23 protein-coding genes and 4 tRNA genes are annotated in these 23,003 nt (G+C 64.6%); 11 read left to right on the top strand and 16 right to left on the bottom strand.

The window, feature by feature from the left end; genetic code table 11:
- Nucleotide 1 precedes the first annotated feature (1 nt).
- The 4 genes from ACX1NL_RS07085 to ACX1NL_RS07070 all read right to left on the bottom strand — a co-directional run bounded on the left by ACX1NL_RS07085 (nt 2) and on the right by ACX1NL_RS07070 (nt 3,580).
- The gene (locus ACX1NL_RS07085) at nt 2–1,003 is read right to left on the bottom strand and encodes a sigma-70 family RNA polymerase sigma factor (protein WP_181888563.1); all 1,002 of its coding nucleotides are present in this window, start codon (nt 1,001–1,003) and stop codon (nt 2–4) included.
- Between the two features lie 113 nt (nt 1,004–1,116).
- The gene (gene dtd / locus ACX1NL_RS07080) at nt 1,117–1,551 is read right to left on the bottom strand and encodes a D-aminoacyl-tRNA deacylase (protein WP_458897732.1); all 435 of its coding nucleotides are present in this window, start codon (nt 1,549–1,551) and stop codon (nt 1,117–1,119) included.
- Between the two features lie 16 nt (nt 1,552–1,567).
- Nucleotides 1,568–3,127 (bottom strand): DUF7782 domain-containing protein, encoded by a 1,560-nt coding sequence (locus tag ACX1NL_RS07075; RefSeq protein WP_458897731.1) that lies wholly within the window; start codon nt 3,125–3,127, stop codon nt 1,568–1,570.
- A 27-nt stretch (nt 3,128–3,154) separates the two neighbouring features.
- A complete protein-coding gene (locus tag ACX1NL_RS07070; protein WP_194559390.1) occupies nt 3,155–3,580 on the bottom strand; it encodes a DUF3099 domain-containing protein in 426 nt (141 codons plus the stop codon).
- A 51-nt stretch (nt 3,581–3,631) separates the two neighbouring features.
- Between ACX1NL_RS07070 and ACX1NL_RS07065 the strand changes: the two genes are divergently transcribed.
- From ACX1NL_RS07065 to ACX1NL_RS07055, 3 genes are read left to right on the top strand one after another with little or no spacing between them, the layout of a single operon-like run.
- Nucleotides 3,632–3,886 carry a DUF3039 domain-containing protein gene (locus ACX1NL_RS07065; protein WP_458898920.1) on the top strand — a complete coding sequence of 85 codons (255 nt, stop codon included), beginning with the start codon at nt 3,632–3,634 and terminating at the stop codon, nt 3,884–3,886.
- Nucleotides 3,883–5,649, top strand: a complete 1,767-nt coding sequence (locus ACX1NL_RS07060) for a DEAD/DEAH box helicase (protein ID WP_458897730.1) — start codon at nt 3,883–3,885, stop codon at nt 5,647–5,649. Before ACX1NL_RS07065 ends, ACX1NL_RS07060 begins: the two co-directional genes overlap by 4 nt.
- 48 nt (nt 5,650–5,697) lie before the next feature.
- Nucleotides 5,698–6,342: a DUF4190 domain-containing protein gene (locus ACX1NL_RS07055; RefSeq protein ID WP_458897729.1), complete on the top strand. Its 645-nt coding sequence runs from the start codon at nt 5,698–5,700 to the stop codon at nt 6,340–6,342.
- Between the two features lie 78 nt (nt 6,343–6,420).
- Here the strand turns inward: ACX1NL_RS07055 and ACX1NL_RS07050 are convergent, their stop codons facing one another.
- Both ACX1NL_RS07050 and ppgK read right to left on the bottom strand, forming a co-directional pair.
- A complete protein-coding gene (locus ACX1NL_RS07050; RefSeq protein ID WP_392398969.1) occupies nt 6,421–7,893 on the bottom strand; it encodes an RNA polymerase sigma factor in 1,473 nt (490 codons plus the stop codon).
- Nucleotides 7,894–8,097: 204 nt separating this feature from the next.
- Nucleotides 8,098–8,856, bottom strand: coding sequence for a polyphosphate--glucose phosphotransferase (gene ppgK, locus ACX1NL_RS07045; RefSeq protein ID WP_269952670.1), 759 nt, complete (start codon nt 8,854–8,856; stop codon nt 8,098–8,100).
- Between the two features lie 177 nt (nt 8,857–9,033).
- On the opposite strand from ppgK, the gene ACX1NL_RS07040 reads away from it, so the two are divergent.
- A complete protein-coding gene (locus ACX1NL_RS07040; RefSeq protein WP_181888555.1) occupies nt 9,034–9,327 on the top strand; it encodes a DUF4193 domain-containing protein in 294 nt (97 codons plus the stop codon).
- An 81-nt stretch (nt 9,328–9,408) separates the two neighbouring features.
- Here the strand turns inward: ACX1NL_RS07040 and ACX1NL_RS07035 are convergent, their stop codons facing one another.
- The gene (locus ACX1NL_RS07035) at nt 9,409–9,951 is read right to left on the bottom strand and encodes a DUF3093 domain-containing protein (RefSeq protein ID WP_239306938.1); all 543 of its coding nucleotides are present in this window, start codon (nt 9,949–9,951) and stop codon (nt 9,409–9,411) included.
- Nucleotides 9,952–10,158: 207 nt separating this feature from the next.
- Between ACX1NL_RS07035 and dut the strand changes: the two genes are divergently transcribed.
- From dut to dxs, 4 genes are all read left to right on the top strand, one after another.
- Nucleotides 10,159–10,554: a dUTP diphosphatase gene (gene dut, locus ACX1NL_RS07030; RefSeq protein ID WP_181888553.1), complete on the top strand. Its 396-nt coding sequence runs from the start codon at nt 10,159–10,161 to the stop codon at nt 10,552–10,554.
- A 75-nt stretch (nt 10,555–10,629) separates the two neighbouring features.
- Nucleotides 10,630–11,631, top strand: a complete 1,002-nt coding sequence (locus tag ACX1NL_RS07025) for a DUF3710 domain-containing protein (protein ID WP_458897728.1) — start codon at nt 10,630–10,632, stop codon at nt 11,629–11,631.
- Nucleotides 11,632–12,894, top strand: coding sequence for a class I SAM-dependent RNA methyltransferase (locus ACX1NL_RS07020; protein ID WP_458897727.1), 1,263 nt, complete (start codon nt 11,632–11,634; stop codon nt 12,892–12,894).
- Between the two features lie 106 nt (nt 12,895–13,000).
- The gene (gene dxs, locus ACX1NL_RS07015; protein WP_458898919.1) at nt 13,001–14,926 is read left to right on the top strand and encodes a 1-deoxy-D-xylulose-5-phosphate synthase; all 1,926 of its coding nucleotides are present in this window, start codon (nt 13,001–13,003) and stop codon (nt 14,924–14,926) included.
- Between the two features lie 8 nt (nt 14,927–14,934).
- On the opposite strand, the gene ACX1NL_RS07010 is transcribed toward dxs, so the two are convergent.
- Both ACX1NL_RS07010 and ACX1NL_RS07005 read right to left on the bottom strand, forming a co-directional pair.
- Entirely contained in the window at nt 14,935–16,140 is a 1,206-nt protein-coding gene (locus tag ACX1NL_RS07010) for an HRDC domain-containing protein (protein ID WP_458897726.1), read from the bottom strand.
- A gap of 12 nt (nt 16,141–16,152) precedes the next feature.
- Nucleotides 16,153–16,767 (bottom strand): DUF3000 domain-containing protein, encoded by a 615-nt coding sequence (locus ACX1NL_RS07005; RefSeq protein WP_458898918.1) that lies wholly within the window; start codon nt 16,765–16,767, stop codon nt 16,153–16,155.
- Nucleotides 16,768–16,919: 152 nt separating this feature from the next.
- On the opposite strand from ACX1NL_RS07005, the gene hemQ reads away from it, so the two are divergent.
- Nucleotides 16,920–17,621 (top strand): hydrogen peroxide-dependent heme synthase, encoded by a 702-nt coding sequence (gene hemQ, locus ACX1NL_RS07000; protein WP_458897725.1) that lies wholly within the window; start codon nt 16,920–16,922, stop codon nt 17,619–17,621.
- A 53-nt stretch (nt 17,622–17,674) separates the two neighbouring features.
- On the opposite strand, the gene msrB is transcribed toward hemQ, so the two are convergent.
- Genes msrB through ACX1NL_RS06985 form a run of 3 tightly spaced genes read right to left on the bottom strand, consistent with a single transcriptional unit; the run spans nt 17,675 to nt 20,011 of the window.
- Entirely contained in the window at nt 17,675–18,076 is a 402-nt protein-coding gene (msrB, locus tag ACX1NL_RS06995; RefSeq protein ID WP_284871919.1) for a peptide-methionine (R)-S-oxide reductase MsrB, read from the bottom strand.
- Nucleotides 18,073–19,320: a glycosyltransferase family 87 protein gene (locus tag ACX1NL_RS06990; RefSeq protein WP_269952665.1), complete on the bottom strand. Its 1,248-nt coding sequence runs from the start codon at nt 19,318–19,320 to the stop codon at nt 18,073–18,075. Before ACX1NL_RS06990 ends, msrB begins: the two co-directional genes overlap by 4 nt.
- A 28-nt stretch (nt 19,321–19,348) precedes the next feature.
- A complete protein-coding gene (locus tag ACX1NL_RS06985) occupies nt 19,349–20,011 on the bottom strand; it encodes a pyrimidine reductase family protein (protein WP_458897724.1) in 663 nt (220 codons plus the stop codon).
- A gap of 114 nt (nt 20,012–20,125) precedes the next feature.
- Here ACX1NL_RS06985 and ACX1NL_RS06980 point away from each other — a divergent pair, with 114 nt between their 5' ends.
- Together ACX1NL_RS06980 and ACX1NL_RS06975 are read left to right on the top strand one after the other, a co-directional pair.
- Nucleotides 20,126–21,586 carry a hypothetical protein gene (locus tag ACX1NL_RS06980; RefSeq protein ID WP_458897723.1) on the top strand — a complete coding sequence of 487 codons (1,461 nt, stop codon included), beginning with the start codon at nt 20,126–20,128 and terminating at the stop codon, nt 21,584–21,586.
- Nucleotides 21,587–21,588: 2 nt separating this feature from the next.
- Nucleotides 21,589–22,563 carry an asparagine synthase C-terminal domain-containing protein gene (locus tag ACX1NL_RS06975; protein WP_458897722.1) on the top strand — a complete coding sequence of 325 codons (975 nt, stop codon included), beginning with the start codon at nt 21,589–21,591 and terminating at the stop codon, nt 22,561–22,563.
- A gap of 42 nt (nt 22,564–22,605) precedes the next feature.
- Here the strand turns inward: ACX1NL_RS06975 and ACX1NL_RS06970 are convergent.
- The 4 genes from ACX1NL_RS06970 to ACX1NL_RS06955 form a co-directional block, all read right to left on the bottom strand.
- Nucleotides 22,606–22,681: transfer RNA gene (locus tag ACX1NL_RS06970), tRNA-Gly, on the bottom strand.
- Nucleotides 22,682–22,716: 35 nt separating this feature from the next.
- Nucleotides 22,717–22,788: transfer RNA gene (locus tag ACX1NL_RS06965), tRNA-Val, on the bottom strand.
- 15 nt (nt 22,789–22,803) lie between these two features.
- A tRNA-Cys gene (locus ACX1NL_RS06960) sits at nt 22,804–22,877 on the bottom strand.
- A 44-nt stretch (nt 22,878–22,921) separates the two neighbouring features.
- Nucleotides 22,922–22,997: transfer RNA gene (locus ACX1NL_RS06955), tRNA-Gly, on the bottom strand.
- Between the last annotated feature and the right edge of the window lie 6 nt (nt 22,998–23,003).

The following is a 23,003-nucleotide window of genomic DNA, read 5'->3' as shown; positions in this document are numbered from 1 at the left end:
CTTAGAGCGCGTAATCGCGCAGGCGGTCGGCACGCTCGCCGGCGCGCAGCTTCGCCATCACTTCGCGTTCGATCTGGCGGACGCGCTCGCGCGACAGGCCGAACTGGCGGCCGATCTGGTCCAGGGTGCGCGGCACGCCGTCGGTCAAGCCGTAGCGCATGCGGATGACGTCCTGCTCGCGCTGCTCGAGGCCGTTAATGATGTCCTCGATATCGTCGTGGCGCAGGGTGGTCACCACCGCGTCCTCGGCATCGGTGGCCTCGGCGTCCTCGATGAAGTCGCCCAGCGGCGCCTCCTCGTCGGCACCGACCGGCATGTCCAAGCTCACCGGGTCACGCGACTGGCGCAGCAGCATCTCAATCTTGGATTCCTCGATGCCGGATTCCTCCGCCAGCTCCTCATTCGTGGGCTCGCGGCCCAGGGACTGGTACATCTCACGGCGGATGCGGGACAGCTTGTTCACCTGCTCCACCAGATGGACTGGGAGGCGGATCGTGCGGGACTGGTCCGCCATGCCGCGCGTGATCGCCTGGCGGATCCACCACGTGGCGTAGGTGGAGAATTTGAAGCCCTTGGAGTAGTCGAACTTCTCCATCGCGCGGATCAGGCCCAGGTTGCCTTCCTGGATCAGGTCCAGAAGCGGCATGCCGCGGCCGGTGTAGCGCTTCGCCAGCGACACCACGAGGCGCAGGTTGGCTTCCAGCAGGTGGGCGCGCGCCTTGCGGCCTTCCTTCGCCAGAATCTTCAGGTCGCGCTTCTTCGCGCGGGTGAGCTTCACCTCCGGATCGTCCAAAAGGCGCTGCGCGTACAAGCCGACCTCGATCTGCTGGGCGAGTTCGACCTCCTCCTCAGCGTTGAGGAGGGCAGTCTTGCCAATGCCGTTGAGGTAGACGCGAACAAGGTCCGCAGAAGGGTTGTCGTTTGTCTGGTTCCTCCGGCTACCGCGGTCGACGGTCTCTTCGGATTCCTTGGTTCCCTGTGCAGCGTGATCCGGTTGGGTCATGTGGCAACGCCTCCTCGGACTAGGTGGAAAAGCTGGGTGGGACAGCTGGGCAGTCTAGATGGGCAACGTTCAGCTGTCGCCCAGTGTTCCCGCCCGCGGGAAATATATTCAGGTCACGCTTCGACGATCACGGTGAAGGGACCGTCGTTGACGCTTTCGACCTGCATATGCGCACCAAATCGGCCTTCCTCGACGTGGATGCCGCGCGAGCGCAGTGCCTCGGCAATATTGCCGATCACCGGTTCCGCGACGTCGCCAGGTGCAGCGTCGCTCCAGGACGGGCGCCGTCCTTTCGCCGTGCGGCCCATCAACGTGAACTGGCTGACCAGCAGCACCGGAGCGTCAGCATCCTCCACCGACCGTTCGCCGTCGAGAATGCGCAGTTCCGCGATCTTGCGCGCAACCGTCTCCCACGCATCGTCCGCGTCCTCGCGGCCCGCGCCGACGAGAGCGAGGATCCCGCCGGTGTCGGGACAGTCGATCGCGCCGACGGTATCGCCGTCCACGGTCACGGACGCGCTTGTCACACGCGCGAGTACTGCTTTCATTGCTGCTCCGTTCTGTTTAAAGGTGAGTCAATTGCGCAATTTCAGCGGGAAGGATCAGCCCGTGGCGCACAAGGTCAACCACAGCGCCCGCCGCATCCGCTTCAAGCTTGTCGACGTCCTCCGGTTGCCCCAGCCCGCGCGACGCCGCGTACAGGCCGACAACGTCCCGCAACGGCAGTCCGTTGGGGTGCAGTCCCGAAATCAGCGAGAGGATGCCAGCGTCGATGGTGTGGGAAAACCGCGGCCCGTCGGTGCGGGTGATGCGCAGTGTTTCATCGGCGAACCCCATTCCGAGCTCGGTGTCGGCGAGTTTGATGTCTTCCAGCGCTACCGTCGGCCGGACCACGTAGTTCGCGTCGAGGATGCCGTCGCGGTCTTTGCCACGCAGCCACGCGGTGCGGGTGAAGTACTCTTCCGCCTCCGGGCCGAGCGGGTCTGTGAACGGTTGGGACAGTTCCTCGCAGGTGATCTCGCTGGGAGCGTCGCCGATGTCTTCCAGGAGGATCCAGCCGAAGCCCACCGCGTGGACGTCGTTGTCGGCGAAGTGGTCGAGCCACTGCACGGTGCGCGCGACGCCCTCGTCCGAGCGGGGATCGATGGACTCGTCGCGCAGCCAGGTGGAGACGTACATTCCGGGATCGACCACATCGCGCTGCAGCACCCAGGCGCTCACGCCGTGGGACGGTAGCCAGGATGCGACGCGGGCCTGCCAGGACTGGTCGAGCACATGCACCCAGGAACCGAGGATGAACGCGCGGCCGCCCTCGGCGAGGTGCTCCGGCGCCTGGCTGAGCACCAGTTCAGTTGCGCCGTCGAGGTCCAAGCCGGAATCGCGGTAGACATGCCCCACCTCCGGCAGCCCCACCACGAACGGCGGGTTGGCCACGATGCGGTCGAATGTCTCGCCTTGCACCGGCTCGAACCATGCGCCCTCGCGCAGCTCCACGTTGTCCACCCCGTTCGCCCGCATGGTTGCCTCGGCGAACTCCAGCGCGCGGGTGTGGACGTCCGTGGCCACCACGCGCGTGGCGGCGTCCGCCTGCGCGAGCGCCTGGATACCGGAGCCGGTGCCCAAATCCAGCACCGAATCCACCGGAGTGCACGGTGTGGCCGACAGCAAGGACAGCGAGGCCGAGCCGACACCGAGGACGTGGTCGCGGCCCGGGACGTGCTCAGTCATAGAGGCATCCAGGTCGGACAGCACCAACCTCGGTTTCCCGGCCACGACGTGGGGACGTACCTCGACGGCAATACGGTAGGTGGATGAGTCTGGCACGGGCAGCACCAAGTGGTCGTCGATAAGCGAAAGCGCAAGCTTTGGGGTGAGCATCTCACCCAACGCCTCCGCTGTTGCGGGGCGACGCAGCACGAAGAACCGGATCAGGCGCGACAGGCGCGCGTCGTCGGAACATGCCGCCAGAACAACCCCCGGCTCGCGGCGGTAGAGCGCCTCGGTGGCCTCCGGCCCAAGGTGGGCCGCGATGCCGTCGGCGCTGAAACCCGCCGCGTCGAGTTCTTTGGCAAGCGCCTGGGCAACTGCGGGAAGGTGAGGGGAGAGGTCATCTGGGGCAGTCACGCTAAAACTCCTGCAGTGCGAGGGGGCTTATTCGTCGTGGTCGATGATAGCGGGGGAGCTGCCGCGATCTGCCTCGGCCGAATCCAGCGCCGTGCGCTGCTGCTGCGCCAACATCTGCTGCTCCTGGCGTGCCACGGCAGGCTTGTACACGTTCTTCTGGCGGGTATCCCGTACCTCGCCCTGCGCGTTTCCTCGCACCACAGCAATCCACGGCAACGGGACAGAGACCACGAAGAAAATGCCGGCGAGTACCCACCAATGAGCCCACGCCGCAGCCACCGCCGCGACAATGAATGGCAAGCGCAACCCCTGCAAGACGGCGTACTGCTTCTCGCGCGACTGCCTATTCTGCTCGGGAGTGTAGGAAGCATCCGTGATCAGCGCGCGGGATTTCCTGCCCCGGCGGAAGCGGCGGGAGGCGCGCTCAGTGGATGGCTGTTCGTTGGCGCTCATGAACCTTGAGGTTAGCCCTCCGGCTTAACCTCTCGCCCGAATTGGGGCATGATGGATGCCGTGAATACGACGACGAAGACGCTCGAGCGCCCGGACCTCAGGGAAGATACCTCGTCGACCACAGACGACGGCACCCCCAAGTTCTTCCACTACGTGAAGAAGGACCAGATCGTCGATTCCGCCATCTCCGGCAAAGTGGTGGTGGCGTTGTGCGGCGAGACTTTCCCGGTGAAAAAGCAGGCCAAGCCGGGATCCCCGGTGTGCCCCGACTGCGAACGGATTTACAAGGGGCTGCGCCGCAAGTGACCGCTGCGACTTCTGGGCCCCAGCTGCGCAAATGGCAGCAGGAGGCCCTTGATTCGTTTCTCCGCGACAAGCCGCGCGACTTCATGGCCGTGGCAACCCCTGGCGCGGGCAAAACCACCTTCGCGCTCACCCTGGCCTCTCGCCTGAAAGAGGACAAGACCGTCCAGCGCATCATCGTGGTGGTGCCAACGGAGCACCTGAAGCATCAGTGGTCCGACGCGGCGAAACGCTTCGGGCTGTCGTTGGACCCGAACTTCACCAACTCGTCTGCCGTCAACGCTTCCTACGACGGCATCGTGGTCACCTACGCGCAGGTGGGCATGCACCCCTTCAAACACCACGCTGTGGCTTCCGCCCGCCGCACGCTGGTGATCTTGGATGAGATCCACCACGCCGGCGATTCCAAGAGTTGGGGCGACGGCGTCTACGAGGCGTACAACGATGTGGAGCACCGACTTGCGCTGACCGGCACACCGTTTCGTTCCGACGACTCGCAGATCCCGTTCGTGCGCTACGTCGAAGACGGCGAAGGGCACTTGGTCTCGGAGGCCGATTACACCTACGGCTACTCGCATGCGCTTGCCGACGGCGTGGTGCGCCCCGTGGTCTTCCTCGCGTACTCGGGTGAGGCACAGTGGAAGGACTCGGCGGGCGAGGAGTATTCCGCGCGCTTGGGGGAACCGCTGAACGCAGAGCAAACCACCCGCGCCTGGCGCACCGCGTTGGACCCGAAGGGCGACTGGATTGCCGCGGTGCTTTCCGCCGCGCACACCAGGTTGATGAAGATCCGCGCCAACATGCCGGATGCTGGCGGCCTCGTCATCGCCACGAACAAGACCACCGCCCGCGCCTACGCAAAGATTCTGAAGAAGCTGTCCAACACCCCAGTTACTGTGGTGCTTTCCGACGAGCCGGGCGCGTCCGAGCGCATCGACGAGTTCTCCGCCTCGCGCGACGAGTGGATGGTGGCGGTGCGCATGGTCTCTGAGGGCGTGGACGTGCCGCGGCTGTCCGTGGGCGTGTACGCCACCTCAGCGTCCACTCCGTTGTTCTTCGCCCAGGCGATCGGCCGCTTCGTGCGCTCCCGTATGCCGGGCGAGTCTGCGTCCGTGTTCCTGCCGTCGGTGCCGGTGCTGCTACGACTGGCAGAGGAGATGGAGGTCTCGCGCGACCACGTCCTGGGTAAACCCCACCGGGAGTCAGGCTGGTCCGATGAGTTGCTCGAGCAAGCCAACCGCACCCAAACCGAGCCGGACGATATGCCGTCTTACGAATCCATCGGCGCTTCCGCCGAGCTGGATTCGCTGATTTTCGACGGCTCCACCTACGGCACGCCTACCCAAGCCGGCTCTGCAGAGGAGCAGGACTTCCTCGGTCTGCCCGGCCTGCTCGACGCCGACCAGGTGCGCACCCTTTTGGCCAAGCGCCAAAGCGACCAACTGGACGCGCGCGACGCTGAAGAGCGGGCGCGTAAAGCGGAGGAGCGCAAGGCCCGCGAGCGGGCGAAGGTGCTCGGCGAGCCGGTGAAAAAGCCGGCCCCGGCACCGGAAGCGGCGGCCGCCTCTAACGCCACAACCGCCGCGGACGAAATCCCCGCGCTGCGCAAAGAACTCAACGCCCGCGTGGCCATCGCCGCCGGGAAGACCGGCCGGCCCCACGGCGCGATCCACACGGAGGTGCGCAAAGCTTGCGGCGGGCCGCCCACCGCGCTGTGCAACGCCGAGCAGCTGCGCGAGCGCATCGCCTTCCTGCGAGACTGGTAGCCCCACCGGTAGGGTGGCGTGCACCGCAATGAAACGAAAGGATTTGTGATGAGCACCCCTTACAACGGCCAGAACCCGAACGGCCAGAACCCGAACGGCCAGAACCCGAACGGCCAGAATCCGTACGGTGAAAACCCCTACGGTGGCGAGCAGTACGGCACCAACCCTGCTGGCGGCCACCCGGAGGGCGTTTCCAACTATGGCGACTACACCGCCCCCGAGCAGCTGCAGCCGGACTACACCCGCGGCGAGCCTGGCCACGCCGGCTACGGCATGGCCGGCAGCAACTACAACCAGCCGCCGACGTCGTACGGCTACGAGGCTGCCCCGCCCCAGCAGAACAACGGTGTTGCTCTTGCCGCGATGATCCTGGGCATCCTGTCCTTGCTGGGCCTGCTCTTCCTCTTCCCGGGCCTCATCCTCGGCGTGATCGCGCTGATCTTGGGCATCGTCGGCGTGAAGAAGGCAAACTCCATCGCTGGCCCGGGTTCCCGCAAGGGCATGGCGATCTCCGGCATCGTCATGGGTGCCATCGCCACCATCCTGTCCGCGCTGATGCTCATCTTCGGCATCTCTGTGGCGAAGCAGCTCTTGGACGACGGAGTCATGGAGGCGTGCGAGCAGTTCCAAGGCGATAACGAGCAGTACAAGACATGTATCGAAGACGAGGTTGAAAAGAGCCTGAACAACTAAGCACTTTGCTTTTCGACGGCTAACGCCCCGACCACGAGCGGTCGGGGCGTTTACGCGTTTCGGGCCAAAACCAGGCTGTTAGTCCAGGTAGTCGCGCAGCACCTGGGAACGCGACGGGTGGCGCAGCTTCGACATGGTCTTGGACTCGATCTGGCGGATGCGCTCGCGCGTCACGCCGTAAACCTGGCCGATCTCGTCGAGGGTGCGCGGCATGCCGTCGGTAAGCCCGAAGCGCAGGCGCACAACGCCTGCCTCGCGCTCGGACAGGGTGTGCAGCACGTCCTGCAATTGGTCCTGCAGCAGGGTGAAGGACACCGCGTCCACCGCCACGACAGCCTCGGAGTCCTCGATGAAGTCGCCGAGCTGGCTGTCGCCCTCGTCGCCGATGGTCTGGTCGAGGGAGATCGGCTCGCGGGCGTACTGCTGGATCTCGAGGACCTTCTCCTCGGTAATGTCCATTTCCTTCGCCAGCTCAAGCGGCGTGGGCTCGCGTCCGAGATCCTGCAGCAGCTCGCGCTGGATACGGCCGAGCTTGTTGATGACCTCGACCATGTGCACCGGGATACGGATGGTGCGCGCCTGGTCCGCCATCGCACGGGTGATGGCCTGGCGGATCCACCAGGTGGCGTAGGTGGAGAACTTGTAGCCCTTGGAGTAGTCGAACTTCTCCACGGCGCGAATCAGGCCGAGGTTGCCCTCCTGGATCAGGTCCAGGAACGCCATGCCGCGGCCGGTGTAGCGCTTCGCAAGGGAGACCACCAGACGAAGGTTCGCCTCCAGCAGGTGGTTCTTCGCCTTCCGGCCGTCGCGCGCCACTGCGCGCAGATCGCGCTTCACCGCCGGGGTGAGCTTGGCGTCCTTGTCGCCCTCCGCGGCGGCGCGCGCCATCTCGTCGAGGCGGTACTGCGCGTACAGCCCAGCCTCGATGCGCTTGGCCAGGGACACCTCCTGCTCAGCATCGAGCAGGGCAACCTTGCCGATCTGCTTGAGGTAGGCGCGCACCGAGTCGGCCGAGGCGGTCAGCTGCGCATCCTTGCGCGCCTGGCGCAGCGCGGCAGATTCCTCGATGTCCCAGACAGAGGAGCCCTCGTCCTCGTCTTCTTCGTCCTCGTCATCGTCGCCGTCTTCGCCGAGGTCGTCGTCATCCTCGCTGTCGTCGCCGAGAGCACCGTCGATATCCTCGTCGAAGGCATCGTCATCGTCGCCGATCTCCGCATCGTAATCCGCGTCATCGCGGTCAGAATCCTGATCGTCCAATTCGTCCGCGCCGCCGGTGACAGACTGAAGCTCGTCGTCCAGCTCGTCGGCATCGCCCGCGGCGCTTTTCGCGGCCTTGGTCGCCTTCTTTGCTGTGGCTTTCTTCGCCGTCGTCTTCTTGGCAGTTTTCTTGGCAGACTTCTTTGCGGTCTTCTTCGCAGTCTTCTTAGCTGCCTTCTTCACCGTCTTTTTGGCGGTCTTCTTCGCGGTTTTCTTCGCAGCTTTCTTGGCTGTCTTTTTCGCGCTGGACTTGGCAACGCTGCCTGCGCCGCCGTCGGACGAAACCGCAGTCACGTCGTCGGCACTGTTGCTTGAAGCTTGGCTGGCTACCACGTACGCCCTTTCGAGTCAATCGGACCTTACCACTGGCAATCCAGGGTACGTATGCGTCCCGAAATTTTCAGAACGCCAATATTAACAGTCGTCCGAGCGGAGTATTCCTTCCCCCGCGGACTGACCATTTAACGGCAACCACCGTACAACAACCTTCAGGCTGGTCTACGGTGCGACATGGTTCTGGGCGGCCATCGCTGCCCCCACGATTCCTGCACGGTTGCGCAACGCTGCTGGAACAACCGGGGTGTCCACCGTGAGCAATGGGACCCACTTTTCGGAATGGCGGGAAATCCCGCCGCCGACGATGAACGCGGCCGGGTTGAACAACCGGTCGTACTCGTGGAGCACCTTATCCACACGTTTGGCCCACTTCTTGTAGCTCAACTCCTCCCGGTCTTTTGCCGCGGAGGAGGCGAGGTGCTCTGCCTCGGTGCCGTCGATAAGCATGTGCCCGAGTTCGGTGTTGGGGAACACCGTGCCGTCCATGAGAAACGCCGACCCGATGCCGGTGCCGAAGGTGAGGAAGATGACTGCCCCCTTGCGGGCGGCCTCATCGCCGAAGGCCACCTCGGCGATGCCGGCCGCGTCCGCGTCGTTGAGCACAGAGACGGCATCGCGGCCCAGCGCTTGGGTGAACAGGTCGTGCACATTGGTGCCCACCCACGATTCATCGATGTTGGCAGCGGTGCGCGCGACCTGCTGCGTCACCACGGAGGGGAGGGTGACCCCGACGGGGCCGTCCCAATCGCACTGCCGGACAATTTGCGCGACCACTTCGGACACCGCTTCCGGCGTTGCCGGCTGCGGCGTAGCAATCTTCACGCGTTCGCTCACGAATTCGCCGGTGCGCAGATCCACTACGGCCCCCTTCACGCCGGAGCCGCCCACATCAACGCCGAAACCTAGGGCCTGTTCTGTCATGCAGTGAAGTGTACAAACGTCACGGCAGTTCCGCCTTGCTACTGCGCATCGCGACTGAAGTTTTCTGCTTCTGAGCAGGAAAGATGACAGGGCTATGTGTTTGACCTAGTATTCCGCTCAAATAACGACATTCAGGCCCCTCCCGGGGCGACCACGCTGAGCTGGAGGACACACACCATGGCCACCGATTACGACGCGCCTCGCCGCCGCATGGACGACGAGATTGAGACCGACTCCTTGGAAGGTCTCAAGGCTGCTGAAGTAGCTGGCAGCAGCATGGACGACGATGGCGAGATCGTGGAACCGGTGGAGCCTCCGACCCAGGACCTCTCCGGCGAAGAACTCAACGTCGAGGTCAAGCCGCGCCAGGACGACGAGTTCACCTGCGCGTCCTGCTTCCTCGTGCAGAAGAACAAGCGCCTCGCCTACACCGAGGAAGACGGTTCCAAGATCTGTCTCGACTGCGAGTAGGCAGCTGCTTATCGACGGCTAAAGGGCGGCCCCATCCCGACAGATGGCGCCGCCCTTTGTTGTCTGCTGTGACGCTCCGGGCTACCCGGCGGTAGTGCCTGGCGCGAAGGCCGCCAGCACCGCTTCGGGGTTCTTCGAGGAGACCAGCCAGTACGGGGTGGGGTCCTCCGGGTCGTCCAAGACGATCAGCACGTGTTCGCTGACCCAGGGGCGCGAGACCAAATACGCCGCCGGATCCAGCTGGCGCCCCAACGCATTCTGGCGGGCGGAACCCGGCACCACCATCGAGCGTGAAACTACTGTGTTGGGCAGGTTCGCGTCGTCGACGAGCAGCCAGCGCGTGCCGTCCGGATCCTGTTCAACGGAGACTGTGGTGCGCGACAGCCAGAACAAAAACCACGCGAACAGGGCAGTGAACAGCACTAGCGGAACTGCGAACCACCACACGTTGCGGTTGAGGCCCAACTGCCCGGCGAGCAGCAGAGCGAGCCCGGCGAGGGCAGCCCACCAATACCAAGGCACCCACTGGCGCTCCGTGTACAACACCTTTGCCTGAGGTGCCGTCGCAGCCGGTGCTGCATTCTCGGAGCCGGGGTTTGAAGGGGTCGAAGCGGTCTCACTCACGCATTCCACAATAGGCGGGGCAAACGCAGGGACATACTTGCGCGGCAGCAACGGGGGAGCCCGGCGCAGTGCCCCGACGAAGTAGCGCTGCCGGAGCGGCACTGACGTAGTGTGGGGCGGGTGGAGAACCAAAACAGCACGTACAGCACCTACGGTGGCGATCCGCTCCCGCCGATTCCAGTCAAGCGCCTTGATCCGGAGCTGCCAATGCCGATGCGGGCACATCCGGAGGACGCCGGCGCGGACCTGTATTCCACAGAAGATCTGGTGTTGCAGCCGGGGGAGCGGGCGCTGGTGGCCACCGGTGTGGCAATCGCGCTGCCGGTGGGAACGGTCGGCCTGATCCACCCGCGCTCCGGCATGGCCGCCAAGCACGGGTTGAGCATCGTCAACACGCCCGGCACGATCGACGCGGGCTACCGCGGAGAGTTGAAGGTCTGCCTGCTCAACACCGACCGATCCCAGCCGATCGAGATCACCCGCGGCATGCGGATCGCGCAGCTGGTGATTCAGCGCGTGGAATTGGTGGATTTCACCGAGGTTGAGGCGCTGGACGAAACACAGCGCGGCGCGGGCGGGTACGGCTCGACCGGCACGCACTAGCACGGGCTACAGTCAGTAACCGCAAACACAAGAATTACACTCATCTGCGACCACCAATTTAGGGAGTGACCACCGATGGCATTTTGGCCGTTTGGCAAGAAAAAGAAGAAGCAGAAGCAGGAGAATCCTGTGGAGTCCTCGCCGCTCGAGCCGAAGCAGGACCAGCCCGCGGCTGAGCCTGAGGCGGCGCCGAAGATCGAGGCGGCTGAGGAAGCTGCGCCCGTTGAACAGCCCGTCGAAAAGCAGGAAGAAAAGCCGGAAGCTGCCCCCGCGTCCGCACCTGTCGCTTCCGCCGCAGCTGGTGTGGAGGCGCTGACGGACTACGACCCGGTCGGCGGCTCCACCGGCCCGTTCGACGGCGACAACGTGGACATCGAGGACTTCGACTTCTCGGATTTTTCCAACGTCACCCTGAACCTCGGTTCCATCCGCGTCCCGCTGCCGAAGGAATCCCAGGTGCAGGTGGAGATGGGTGAACAGGGCCCCAAGATGGTCCACGTAGTCACCCGCTACGGTCGCATTACCCCGGTGGCATTCGCCGCGCCGCGCACCGGCGGCCTGTGGGAGGAATCCTCGCAGGAGATCATTGAGGGCATGCGCGCCGAAGGCATGCCGGTGGAGATCCAGCAGGGCCCGTGGGGCCAGGAGATCGTGGGCACCGGCACAAACGGCGTCATCCGCATTATCGGTGTGGAGGGCCCGCGCTGGCTCTACCGCGTGACCTTGGCAGCACCGACCGGGTCTGAAGACCAGCTCGCTGAGATCGGCCGCGAGACCATCGCGCGCTCCTTCGTCTACCGCGGCGAGGACCCGATTTTGGCCGGCAACTCCCTGCAGGTAGTCCTTCCTGCGCAGCTGGCGCAGCAGGTGCAGGCAGCGGCTGAGGCCAAGGCGCGTCAGGGTCAGGCGTCCGCGCAGGCTCCGGCGGAGGGTAACCCGAACGCCCTGAGCGACGCGCTGAAGCAAATCATCGCCCAAAACGCGGAGAACCAGAAGCAGCTGCAGGAGCTGCGCGAGCGCCGCGCAGCCGGCGGCAGCACGAAGGCAGGCGGCGACACCCCGTCTGCTGCCGAGTAAGTGGCGGAGCTTCAGCACGGCACCGGCTCGCCCGCTCTCGCGGTCGGGGAGCCGGTGCGCTTGCATGTCCGGGCCATGGCTCACGGCGGTGAAGGCATTGCCGACGCGCCCGACGGCCGCGTGGTGTTCGTCCGCGGCGCAATCCCCGACGACACGGTGGAGGCGACGCTGACGAAGGTGAAGAAGCGTTGGGCCCGCGCGGAGACCACCGCTGTACTTGAGCCGTCGCCGCACCGAGTCGATCCCACCTGCCCCGCGGCGGCCGCAGGCGCGGGGTGCTGCGACTTTTCCCATATCGAGGCAGATGCGCAGCTGGAGTTCAAGCGCGAGGTGCTGCTTGGACAACTTGGAGCGCTTTCTTCCCGCTTCGGGGTGCTTGACGCGCTCGACCTTGGTGCAGTGGAGGCGGTCCAGCTCCAGCCGGTCACCGGGTGGCGCACCCGCGTCCGGCTTGGCGTGGACAGCCAGGGCAACGCCGGCATGCGGCGGGCGCGTTCCACCGACGTTGTCGCAGGAGTGACGTGCACCCAGCCGGTGCCGGGCTTGCTTGACGGCATCGTGGGCGAACAGGCCGAGAAGTTCACCCCCGGCGCCGAGCTTGTCGTTGCGGTTGATGCCGACGGCACCCGCCACGTAGTGGAGACCCAGGCTGCGCAACGCGGCCGCCGCGTTGAGCGCGTCGAGCGCGTGATTGAAGGTCCAGGTGAACTGGTGGAGCGCGTGCGCGGGTTCGACTTCGTCTTTCCACCAACTGCGTTTTGGCAGGCGCACCTGCGCGCCCCTGAGGCGTACTCCGACGTGATCGCGCAGTGGGGTGCGGGGGAGTACACCAACCGTGTGGGCTGGGACCTCTACGGCGGCGTCGGCGCGTTCGTGCCGTCGATGAGCGAGGCGCTCGGCGGCGGCCGAATCGAGTCGGTGGACTATTCCAGCGCAGCAACCTCCCGCCGCCAGCAGGTCGCGGACGCATGCGATGTGCGCGTCCACCACGGCGACGTGGCGGTGGTCGTCGGCGAGCTGGAGCGACCGCCGGGTTTGGTTGTGCTGGACCCGCCGCGTGCAGGCGCTGGCGCCGAGGTGGTCCGTGCGATTGCCCAGGCGGCACCCGAGCGCATCATCCACGTCGGCTGCGACCCGGCAACGTTCGCTCGCGACCTGGCGGGTTTTGGCGAGCACGGCTACGCGGTGAAGCAGATGAAGCTTATCGACGCGTTCCCGAACACCCACCACTTCGAAGTGATCGCGATGCTGGAAGCGGTGTAGCGGGACGAGAATTCGTCTAAAAGCCAGCGTGTAAACTAGCGTGAACGAAACGGCAGCTGCGCCCATTCCGGGCGCGCCCGATACGGCGAAGGAGTACGACAGGACTGTGGCACTGCTCGAGCATATTGCGACGCCAGCGGATGTCCGCAAGCTTTCTCCTGTGCAGCTTGAAGATCTGGCGGATGAGATCCGCGAGATGCTGATCCAGAAGGTCTCCGCCACCGGCGGGCACCTCGGCCCCAACCTGGGTGTGGTGGAGATGACCATTGCACTGCACTACATCTTCGATTCACCGAACGACCCGATTATTTGGGACACCTCCCACCAGTCGTACGTGCACAAGATCCTCACCGGCCGCGGCGGGCAGTTTGACACGCTGCGTAAAAAGGGCGGGCTTTCCGGATACACGGCGCGCGCGGAGTCGGAGCACGATTGGACCGAGTCCTCGCACGCGAGCGCGTCGTTGTCGTACGCGGACGGCCTTGCCAAGGCAAAGGCGCTGAAGGGCAGCGATGGCGACAACGTCGTCGCGGTTGTAGGGGACGGTGCGTTGACCGGCGGCATGTGCTGGGAGGCGCTGAACAACATCGCGGCGGCCAACCGCAACGTTGTCATCGTGGTCAACGACAATGGCCGGTCCTACTCGCCGACTATCGGCGGGTTCGCCAACAACCTGACAAAACTTCGCGACCAGCTCGCGGCGCTTCGAATGCAGCCGGCGTACGACGAAGTGATGGAGTCCGGCAAGAAGACGTTGAAGTCCATGGGCTGGGTAGGCGAGCGCACGTTCGACGCACTGCACGCGCTCAAAGAAGGCGTGAAGTACCAGGTGCTGCCCACCGAGATGTTCCCTGAGCTGGGAATGAAGTACGTCGGCCCAGTTGAAGGCCACGACATTAAAAGCCTGCTCAACGCTTTCAAATACGCCAAGCGCTATGAGGGGCCGCTGATCGTGCACGTGGTCACTGAAAAGGGCCACGGGTTCGCCCCGGCCGTGAACAATGTGGCGGATCAGATGCACTCCACGGGTGTGATCGACCCGGTGACAGGGCAGTCGCTCGCAGCGTCTGAACCGGGCTGGACGTCTGTGTTCACCGAGGAGCTGCTGCGCGCCGGCCACGAGCGCGACGATATCGTGGCCATCACCGCCGCAATGGCGGGGCCGACCGGCTTGCAGCCTTTTGCGGAGCAGTTCCCGGACCGCTTCTTCGACGTCGGTATTGCGGAGCAGCACGCTGTCGCTTCCGCCTCGGGCATGGCGCTCGGCGGCCTGCACCCGGTTGTCGCGGTGTACTCGACGTTTTTGAACCGGGCGTTCGACCAGCTGCTCATGGATGTCGGACTGATTGATCAGCCTGTCACGTTGGTGCTCGACCGCGCCGGCGTGACCGGTTCGGACGGCGCCAGCCACAACGGCGTGTGGGATATGGCGATCGCCTCTATCGTGCCGGGCATCCGCATTGCGGCGCCGCGGGATGCGGCTCGTCTGCGTGAGGAGTTCGCCGAGGCTATTGCTGTCGACGACGGGCCGACGGTTGTCCGCTTCCCCAAGGGCGCGGTTGGCGCTGATATTGACACTCTCGAGCGTCTTGCCGGCGGTACCGACGTGCTGGCACGCCCGGAGGGCGAGGGCACCGAGGACGACATCGACGTGCTGATCGTCGCCGTCGGTGCGTTTGCGAGGTACGGCCTCGAGGTAGCAGAAGCGGTGCGTGACGACGGCATCCGGGCAACCGTGGTAGACCCGCGCTGGGTCATCCCTGTCTCATCCGACGTGCTGGAGTTGGCCGCGGAAGCCGACCTGGTGGTGGTGTACGAAGACGGCGTGGTCCGCGGTGGCGTGGGATCCGCTGTAGCCGAGGCGCTCGCGGCCGCGGAGGTGGATACCCCGGTGCGGCAGCTCGCATTCCCGGATATTTTCCCGCTGCACGCATCTCGCGGCGAGATCCTGCAGGAGTACGGCCTTGATCCAGCCTCTGCTGCGGATCAGGTCTGTCAGTGGGCGGCCAGCCTGGCGGACCCGGAAGCTTAAGCGAAGCGCTAGACCAGCTCGAGCATCTCCGCGTGCGCTGCGGCCAAGATCGGCGCGGTGATTTGGATCTGCCACGGTCGCGCGCCCGCTTTCTCCAGTGCCGTTGCTGCCTGGTGGGTGTCCCACGCCGGTGCCTTGTCGGGCGCGTTCCACACCGTCTCGCGCAAAATCGCGGGCGTGAGCAAAATGTCGGGACGAATGTCTAAGTCTTCTGCGCTGGCGGCGATGTCTTCGCGGCACAGCTGCAGCATCTGCCACGATTCGGGGTAGTGGCGTTCCCAGCCGGATTTCGATGGTGTGCTGTTTTCACGCGGATCTCGGCGTCGCGGCCACGTGGCTGGGTCTGCCGAAAGTGCGCGTTCGACCACGCCGAGCCAGCGCCGCACGTCCCGTGAGGACATGCCTTTACCCCCGATCGCACGAGTCAGTCCGTGGGGGGAGTCCGGTTCGGCGAGCGCGATATCCAATAAGGCCCGGTTGGGAAGTAGCCGCCCCGGGGCGATGTCGCGCTGTTCGCTGATCTCTTCGCGCGCATGCCAAAGTTCGCGGGCGACTTGGAGTCCGGACTGGTCACGTACTGACGCGAGCCCTTTCATATCCCGCCACGTCTTCTCCGGGTAGGGAGTCTTCGAATATACGGCGATCAGGTGCGCGAACTCCTCGAACGCCCAACGCAGTTTGCCGTGTGCGTCGAGAACTTCCGTGAGCGCTTCTGCCAGCTCGTGGAGGTATTCCACGTCGAGTGCGGCGTAGTCTTGCCACGACTTTGGCAGCGGTGTGCGCGACCAATCCTCGTGGCCGTGGCCTTTTTCCAGCTCCACACCGACGAAACGCTCGACCATGGCGGCGAGGTTGGGGCGGTCGTAGCCGACGATCCGTGATGCCAGCTCGGTGTCGAAAAGGATGCCGGGGTGCAAGCCGAGCAGTGCCAGGCTGCGCAGGTCTTCTCCCGCGGCGTGGATGATCCATTCTTGTCCACCCAGCACGGGTGCGAAGATCTCGCGTACCTCGTCGCGGTGGCCTTCGGGCGCTATCAGAAACGTTCCCGCGCCGCGGCGCGCTACTTGCACGAGAAAGGCGCGGTTGCCGTAGCGGAAGGAGGAAGCGCGTTCAGTGTCCACGGCGAACGGTCCGCGACCGTGCGCGAGTGCGCCCGCTGCCTCACGAAAGGCGGCGGGCGTATCTACAAGGCGGTAGTCCAGCCGGGCACTCATCAAAAAACGATATTAGCGCGCGCCGAGCTGTGTCACACCCTCCGGAGGCAAACCGGCCACGTGCGCGAGCACCTTGGAAAACGCTTCGACGTGGTGTTGAAGGTCGGTGCCCTCTGCGGTCCAGGACGCGCGCATCTCCAGCTGGTAGGCGCGTGGCGGCCCGCCGATCTCGCCGAAGCGCACAGAGGCAGTCGATGTGACGGTGCCGCCGAGGTTGGTGTGGCGCGCGCCTGTCTCAGCCAGCGATTCGTTGAGCCACTGCCAGGCCACGTCCGGAAGCAGCGGGTCCGAAGCTACAGCGTCGTCCATGTCGGCCTGGATGTAGGCGACCAGGCGCATGGTGCCCTCCCACGCTTCTTCCGCGGCGGGCGAGTGCAGCAAGATCAGGCGGCCGAAGGCATCGCCTTCAGAGTCGACCGGGACGTTTTCTTCGTCTGCGTGCGCGACCTCCAAGCCGACGGCGTGGCTGAACGGTGCGGGGCGCTGCGGCGGGCGGATGGTGCCCAGGGTGATTTCGGGGCGCAGGCGCGCCGCGTGCATGGATTCAACGGCCGCGCTGAATTCTGCGGGCCAGGAATCGCTGTTGCCGTGGTCGTCCCTGTTGCCGCCCGCGCTTCCGGCGGACATGTGGGAGGTGGTGTCCGATTTCATCACAGGCTCAAACGTATCCAGCAACCGGCGCGGTTGGGGGAGGCGCGCCGTGAGTGTCGGAACCTAGGGCGTAGAATGTCCTACGACTTTCGTTTGATCTGCCGTGCGGCAGGGAAGGGGCAAAATCCATGGCCAAGCTCGACTTTGACAAACTCAACGCCACGCAGCGATTTCTGCAGTTCGCTGTGTTCCGTGCGCTCCCCGGGGTGCTTGGCACCGAGCGCAGCCAGCTTATCGACGAAGCACGCGCCTTCTTCTCCAACCTCGAGCAGGAAGGCGTGGTCACGGTCCGCGGCATTTACGACAACACCGGTATCCGCGCTGATGCTGACTTCATGATCTGGTGGCACGCCGAAGAGTTCGAGCATCTGCAAAAGGCCCTCGCGGATTTCCGCCGCGAGACGGAGCTCGGGCAGAAGGTGGAATTGAGCTGGATCGGCAACGGGCTGCACCGCCCCGCCGAGTTCAACAAGTCTCACCTGCCCAGCTTCATCATGGGCGAGGAGCCGGGGGACTGGATCACGGTCTACCCGTTCGTGCGTTCCTACGACTGGTACGTGATGGACCCGCAGGAGCGCCGCCGCATCCTTTCGGAGCACGGCATGGCGGCCCGCGATTTTGCGGATGTGCGAGCCAACACCGTCGAGGCTTTCACGCTCGGCGACTATGAGTGGATGCTCGCCTTTGAGGCACCGACGCTGGAGCGTATCGAGGCGTTGATGAAGACCATGCGCTACACCGAGGCCCGCCTGCACGTGCGCGAGGAGATCCCGTTCCAGACGGGCCGCCGGGTCGGCGACATCGGCGAAATCATTTCGGTGCTGCCCTAAGCGGCTGGGCACCGAAGGTGGCGTCGGAAAGCAATTGCTTTCTGGCGCCTTTTCTACGCTTCGTCGAACGTCAACGAAATGGAATTAATGCAGTAGCGCAGATCGGTGGGGGTGTTGAAACCCTCGCCGGCGAAGACATGGCCTAGGTGGGAGTGGCAGTTTGCGCACAAAACCTCGGTGCGCACCATGCCGAGGGAGGTGTCCTCGCGCTCAATGATGGCGTCGCCCGCCAGCGGGGAGAAGAACGAGGGCCAACCGCAGTGGGCGTCGAACTTCTCAGTGGAGCGAAACAGCTCGGCGCCGCACGCGCGGCAGCGGTACACGCCCTCGGTGGTGGTGTTGGTGTACTCGCCGACGCCTGGGGGTTCCGTGCCAGCTTCCCGCAGGACGTGGAACTCCTCCGGGCTCAGCTTTTCGCGCCACTGCGCGTCGGTGAAGTCCTTGAAATTCGTCATCGCCCAATCCTTTCCTTCGGAGTGCGCCACAAGGTTGGGCTAAACAATACCCACGCAGCGCACGCCACAATAAACACGGCCCACCCAGCGGTGGGCAAAAACGTGTTGAGCCAGCTGCCGGCCAAAGGGTGCAACGAGCTGGACCAGCTCAAGGGCGACAGGCACAGCGCCGCGCCGAGCCAAGCGGGCCAGCTGCGCAGGGGGCTGTCCGGGTGGAACACCGTGAACAGGGCGGGAAACAACATCATTGAGTAGTACGCCTGGCCCAGGGAGGACAAAAGGCACACTCCTGCGAGCAGCACACCGGAGCCCACGGCGAGATACAGCAGCTCCTGGCTGTGGCGCACGCGCACAAGACCGAGCACCGCTCCGGCGACCGCAGCGGCTAGGAGAAGGAACAGCAGCGCATGTGCCCAGCGTGGCATGCCGAAATAAACGGCAAAACCGGATAGGGAGGAGTTAGCGTAGTCGCGCGTGACCTTCAGATACGGCACCACAACGTCCAAGTAGTCGCGGGCGCCGGGCGTGAACGGCCAAGCGATGAGGTTCATCACCACCGGGACGCCGATAGCGCCGAGCGCGGGGCGCCAGCGCATCTGCAGCAGCGGCAGCACCAGCAGCGGGGCGAACATCGGCTTGACCAAGATGGCCAACCCCAGCACCACACCGGCGGCGATGTCGCGGCGGGCAAGCAAGAGCGCGATAAAGGCCACCAGCGCGAGCAGGAGTATGCCGTTGATGTTGGAAAACACCAGCGTGTTGGTCACGGCTTCGGTGCAAAACGCCAGCGCAACGGCGACGGGAAACGTCGGCCCGGAAAGCGGGCGGCCTGCAAGCTTGGTCAGCCACGCTAAAGCGACGATGATGCACGCGGCGTTGACGGCGATGAACAGCGGGCGGGCCAGGTCTATGTCGGAAATCAGCCCCAGCGGCGACAGCAGCAGGGTGGCGCCCGGGTTGTACAGGTAGTGCGGATTGACGTGGCTGTAGACCTCGTTGTATACGGGGACGCGTTCCACAAACCGGCGCGCTGCGGACCACACGGTGGTGAAGTCGTCCGTCACCGAGCCCGCGCGCGCGAGGATGAACAGCCGATGGACGACCAGAAGCACCGCGACAGGCCAGGCGGCAGCGGCGATCGCCGGCGCGAGGCCCCCGCGCTCGTCGGCGGGCTGGGCCTGCACTGCAGTCGAACCCGGTGCAGGCTCATCGGGGGCGCTTCGAGGCGGTGGGGTAGCAATCACGCGCCTAACCGTACCTGCCACGGTGCGGCTATTCTTCGCGTACGCTCCGGTAGCGCAGGAAGAGCATCGAGTCGCTTGTGGCGTGTACCGCTTCGAGGACGAAGGCGCGGTCTGAAGGAGTGTCCACCCCGGCGAATAGGCGTAGTTCAGACGGTTGCACCGCACGCGGGCTGACGGTGTAGTGGAATACATCCACCTCGCCGGCGCCAATGAGTTGTGCGTTCAAGCTGGGCCCGCCCTCGCAGACGATGCGGGCCAACCCCCGAGAGTGCAGCGCAGCCACGACTGCCGACACGTCTTGGCCTTCCATTGGCACGATCACGCCGCCCGCCTGCTCGATTTTCCGCGCGCGTGCAGACACCTCGGTATCACCCAGGACGTCTTCGGGCACCGCGAACAGCGGCGGTGTGCGCGTGTCCGTGAACAGCTGCGTTGCAGTGTCGAAATTCAGGCTTTTGGTCATGACGACAATCGGCGGCACTTCCGCTTGCCCCCGTTCACGCCGAGCCTCGCGCTGCTGTGCGGTGGTACGCACGCCGAAGTAGTTCTCTTTGCGCGCGGTCTCGGCACCGACGAGCACTGCATCTGACCAGATGCGCAGTGCGTTCAGCAGCGCGAAATCGGTGTCGTTGCCCAAGCCGGAAGAAGTTCCCTTGCTTGCGGCAGCTCCGGTCAGCGCCGCAATTCCCATAAGGCGAGTCTCCCGCGTTCCGGGCGGCTTAACCGGACCGATGAGAAGTTCCGGATCAAGGGATTGAGGTCGCTCGTTCATTACACTTGCTTCCAGTCTGTTGAAGGGGATGTTGTGCAACCTACCGGAAACCATTTTGACCTCGACGCGGCAGCCGTCGCTGCACGGAATGGCTGGATTGCGGACTCGGAGGCATCCGAGTTCTATTCGCTCCTGTTCGACCGCTCGGATACAAGCCACTGGAAAGACAACCTCGCGGCATCCGCGCAGGCCGCGTTCGCGTCGACTGCGGACAGAGCAACTGAGATGGTTTGGTTCGAGCCGTTTTTGAACATGGTCACCGACGTTTGTTGGCAAGCCCGGGAGAGGGGACTTGGGGCGCATGAGCCGCAGCGCGTGCGCCGCCACGGCAGCGTGGAGCAACCACGCCTGCTGTACCTGGCAACCGCGCTGATTGAGCTGCAGCTGTACCGGTTCGACTTCAACTACGACGGCATTTTTGAAGTGCTCAGCCGCGCCGACGACGCCCCACTGCAAGTCGGCCCCTACGACCTCAACGGCATCTACCTCACGTTCGCGCAACTCAGCGCCGGAAAACGGATCGTGCCGTCAGAGCTGTTTTCCTCCATCGGCCTAGATCCAGAAAGTCCGACAAACCTCTCGCGGCACCTGGACCGTGTGCCCGTGAAGCTGCGCCACCTCTTGCTGCACGGCCTGTGGCTGTTTCCGTTCCGCTTCTACGGGGTAGAGATGCTGATTCTGGCGGAGTCTCTGGTCAAGTCGGATCCCAAGGACGGCAACGCGTACTACCGGATGGGGGAGGCCTACCGCAGAATCGCCGCAGCAACGCAGTGGGATTTCGAAACTGGGCCGTCCGCGACCCACGCACCCGAATTGGAGCAGACCCTTAGCGCCGACCCAACGCTGCTGGAAGACCAGAACTACTGCTACCGGCGCGCCGTGGAATCGCTGGACATGGCAATCCGGGTACTGGACCCGCAACAGCTTGCCCGCCACGAGGAGTACAAGAACTACCGGCTGCTGGTCTCCACCGAGTGGCAGGTGCAAACGGCCATCCGCAGTGCCGTCGAGAGGCAGGTAGCTTCCGTGGACGAGAAAGTACAGGCACTGTCTCGCCAGCTCGAGTCAGAGTCGAACCAGCTCGTGTGGAAATCTGTAGAGGTGCTGTCGCTGTTTGCTGCTCTGATGGGGTTGTTGATCACCAACATCAGCGTGCTGGGCATCGACGGCATCTCCACCCTCGAGCGCGTCGGGCTCATCGGTCTGATGGCACTCATCATGGTCGGCTTCTTCCTTTTGGTGCGCAACACCGTATTCCGGGTGCGCGAAGGCCGCGAGGGCCCCAAGGAGGTCCGCACGAAACCCCAGAAGTTCTCGCTGCGACGCCCGCGAAAGACAGCCGAGCTCCAAGAGCGGATCAGCGGGCTTGAGCGCGACATCGAGCAGATGAGGAACACCAACTATCAGCTGGCACAATTTTTGGACAGCGTCTCCGGCGAGCAACGACGCACCGGTGCGCAGCTTCACGACGGCTACCGCGAAAGGACAACGTAGCTATGCACGACATCACTGGGGCAGCGCTCGAATACGTCGCAGACGAACAGGAGCTGACCAAAGGGCCCTACGACATCGCCGACGCCGGCGAAGCGGCGGCCGCGATCGACCACTACCTTCGTGCACGCGTCACCGCCGCCGTCGCCCGCAGTGCGGGGCGGCCCGTGCTCCAACTCTCCGGCGGCATCGATTCCATCCTGCTGGCCACCTACGTGGCCGAGGTCGCGCCGGGCACGTTGGCCGTGACCTACAGCCAGCACACGGAGGACCAGGAAGTGGGGAGGGCGGCAGCCGTCGCAAAGCAATGCGGCCTCGAGCACGTGATTGTTCGCCCCACCGACGAAGACTTCGAGCGGCTTCTCGCGCGGGTCGTGCGGGCTCTCAAGTTCCCGGAGCCGTGGGAGATCTCGGCGGGTGCCGTGCTGAAGGCTATCGACGGCGCTTCGCACGACCACGGCGCCGAAGGCGTACTGCTTTCCGGAGCCGGGGCCGACGCGTTGTTCATGGGCGGGCACACGGTGGCTCCCGCGGCGGGGGAGAGCCTCGTTGACGCGTGGGATGCGGCGCTGCGGGCAAACGTCGCCAAGAACTTCAAGCGCGAGCGTTTTGTGCCGGACTTCTACGAGCGGCTCTTGGACGATCCCGAGCGGCACGTCCAGATCTGGCAGACCCACGCGGCGGTTGAGCTCGCACAGCGCATCCACCCGTCGCTGGTGCAGCCCGATGACAATGGCCACGACAAGTACATCTTCCGCAAGCTCGCGGTGGACCGGGGAGTGCCGGAAGAAGTGGCGTTCGCGCCGAAGAACCCGATGCAGGTGTCCTCCGGGCTCGTTGGCGCCATTGTGGATGCTGCCCGCCGCCAGCTTGCGCGCGACTTCGGGGCGCGCACGTACTCGTCGCCGCTGGACGAGCCGTTGGAATTCACCGTCGCCCGGCTGTATCTGCAACGCTTGGAGGCGGGGGAGCGCGAATAGCAAAAAGGGGCCCACCGGGAGGGTGGACCCCTTTATGTTGCGTGGAGCGGATGACGAGACTCGAACTCGCGACCCTCACCTTGGCAAGGTGATGCGCTACCAACTGCGCTACATCCGCATTGCTATTCAGTTGACGAGGGCGTAAACCCTCTGTGCGCGATACTGGGATCGAACCAGTGACCCCTACCGTGTCGAGGTAGTGCTCTACCGCTGAGCTAATCGCGCAAGGCTATTGCAGCTTGGAGGTGGATACGGGAATCGAACCCGTGTACACGGTTTTGCAGACCGTTGCCTAACCACTCGACCAATCCACCGTGGAGTTACCTCCGAAGTATTCGGCTTTAAACCCCGAAGTACTTGGAGCGGATGACGAGACTCGAACTCGCGACCCTCACCTTGGCAAGGTGATGCGCTACCAACTGCGCTACATCCGCATTGCT

The organism is Corynebacterium sp. CQ3829_602738, assembly GCF_054478435.1.
Note: the sequence above shows the minus strand (reverse complement) of the source record. Positions and strands in the feature narration are given on the sequence as shown.

Excerpts from the sequence above, each read along its gene's own strand:
- msrB (WP_284871919.1), bottom strand. The coding sequence starts at position 18,076 with ATGACGAATTTCAAGGACTTCACCGACGCGCAGTGGCGCGAAAAGCTG.
- ACX1NL_RS07025 (WP_458897728.1), top strand. The coding sequence starts at position 10,630 with ATGGCATTTTGGCCGTTTGGCAAGAAAAAGAAGAAGCAGAAGCAGGAG.
- ACX1NL_RS07005 (WP_458898918.1), bottom strand. The coding sequence starts at position 16,767 with ATGTCCGCCGGAAGCGCGGGCGGCAACAGGGACGACCACGGCAACAGC.
- ACX1NL_RS06975 (WP_458897722.1), top strand. The coding sequence starts at position 21,589 with ATGCACGACATCACTGGGGCAGCGCTCGAATACGTCGCAGACGAACAG.
- dtd (WP_458897732.1), bottom strand. The coding sequence starts at position 1,551 with ATGAAAGCAGTACTCGCGCGTGTGACAAGCGCGTCCGTGACCGTGGAC.
- dut (WP_181888553.1), top strand. The coding sequence starts at position 10,159 with ATGCCGATGCGGGCACATCCGGAGGACGCCGGCGCGGACCTGTATTCC.
- ppgK (WP_269952670.1), bottom strand. The coding sequence starts at position 8,856 with ATGACAGAACAGGCCCTAGGTTTCGGCGTTGATGTGGGCGGCTCCGGC.
- hemQ (WP_458897725.1), top strand. The coding sequence starts at position 16,920 with ATGGCCAAGCTCGACTTTGACAAACTCAACGCCACGCAGCGATTTCTG.
- ACX1NL_RS07085 (WP_181888563.1), bottom strand. The coding sequence starts at position 1,003 with ATGACCCAACCGGATCACGCTGCACAGGGAACCAAGGAATCCGAAGAG.
- ACX1NL_RS06985 (WP_458897724.1), bottom strand. The coding sequence starts at position 20,011 with ATGGGAATTGCGGCGCTGACCGGAGCTGCCGCAAGCAAGGGAACTTCT.
- ACX1NL_RS07070 (WP_194559390.1), bottom strand. The coding sequence starts at position 3,580 with ATGAGCGCCAACGAACAGCCATCCACTGAGCGCGCCTCCCGCCGCTTC.
- ACX1NL_RS07055 (WP_458897729.1), top strand. The coding sequence starts at position 5,698 with ATGAGCACCCCTTACAACGGCCAGAACCCGAACGGCCAGAACCCGAAC.
- ACX1NL_RS07065 (WP_458898920.1), top strand. The coding sequence starts at position 3,632 with ATGGATGCCGTGAATACGACGACGAAGACGCTCGAGCGCCCGGACCTC.
- ACX1NL_RS07010 (WP_458897726.1), bottom strand. The coding sequence starts at position 16,140 with ATGAGTGCCCGGCTGGACTACCGCCTTGTAGATACGCCCGCCGCCTTT.
- ACX1NL_RS07040 (WP_181888555.1), top strand. The coding sequence starts at position 9,034 with ATGGCCACCGATTACGACGCGCCTCGCCGCCGCATGGACGACGAGATT.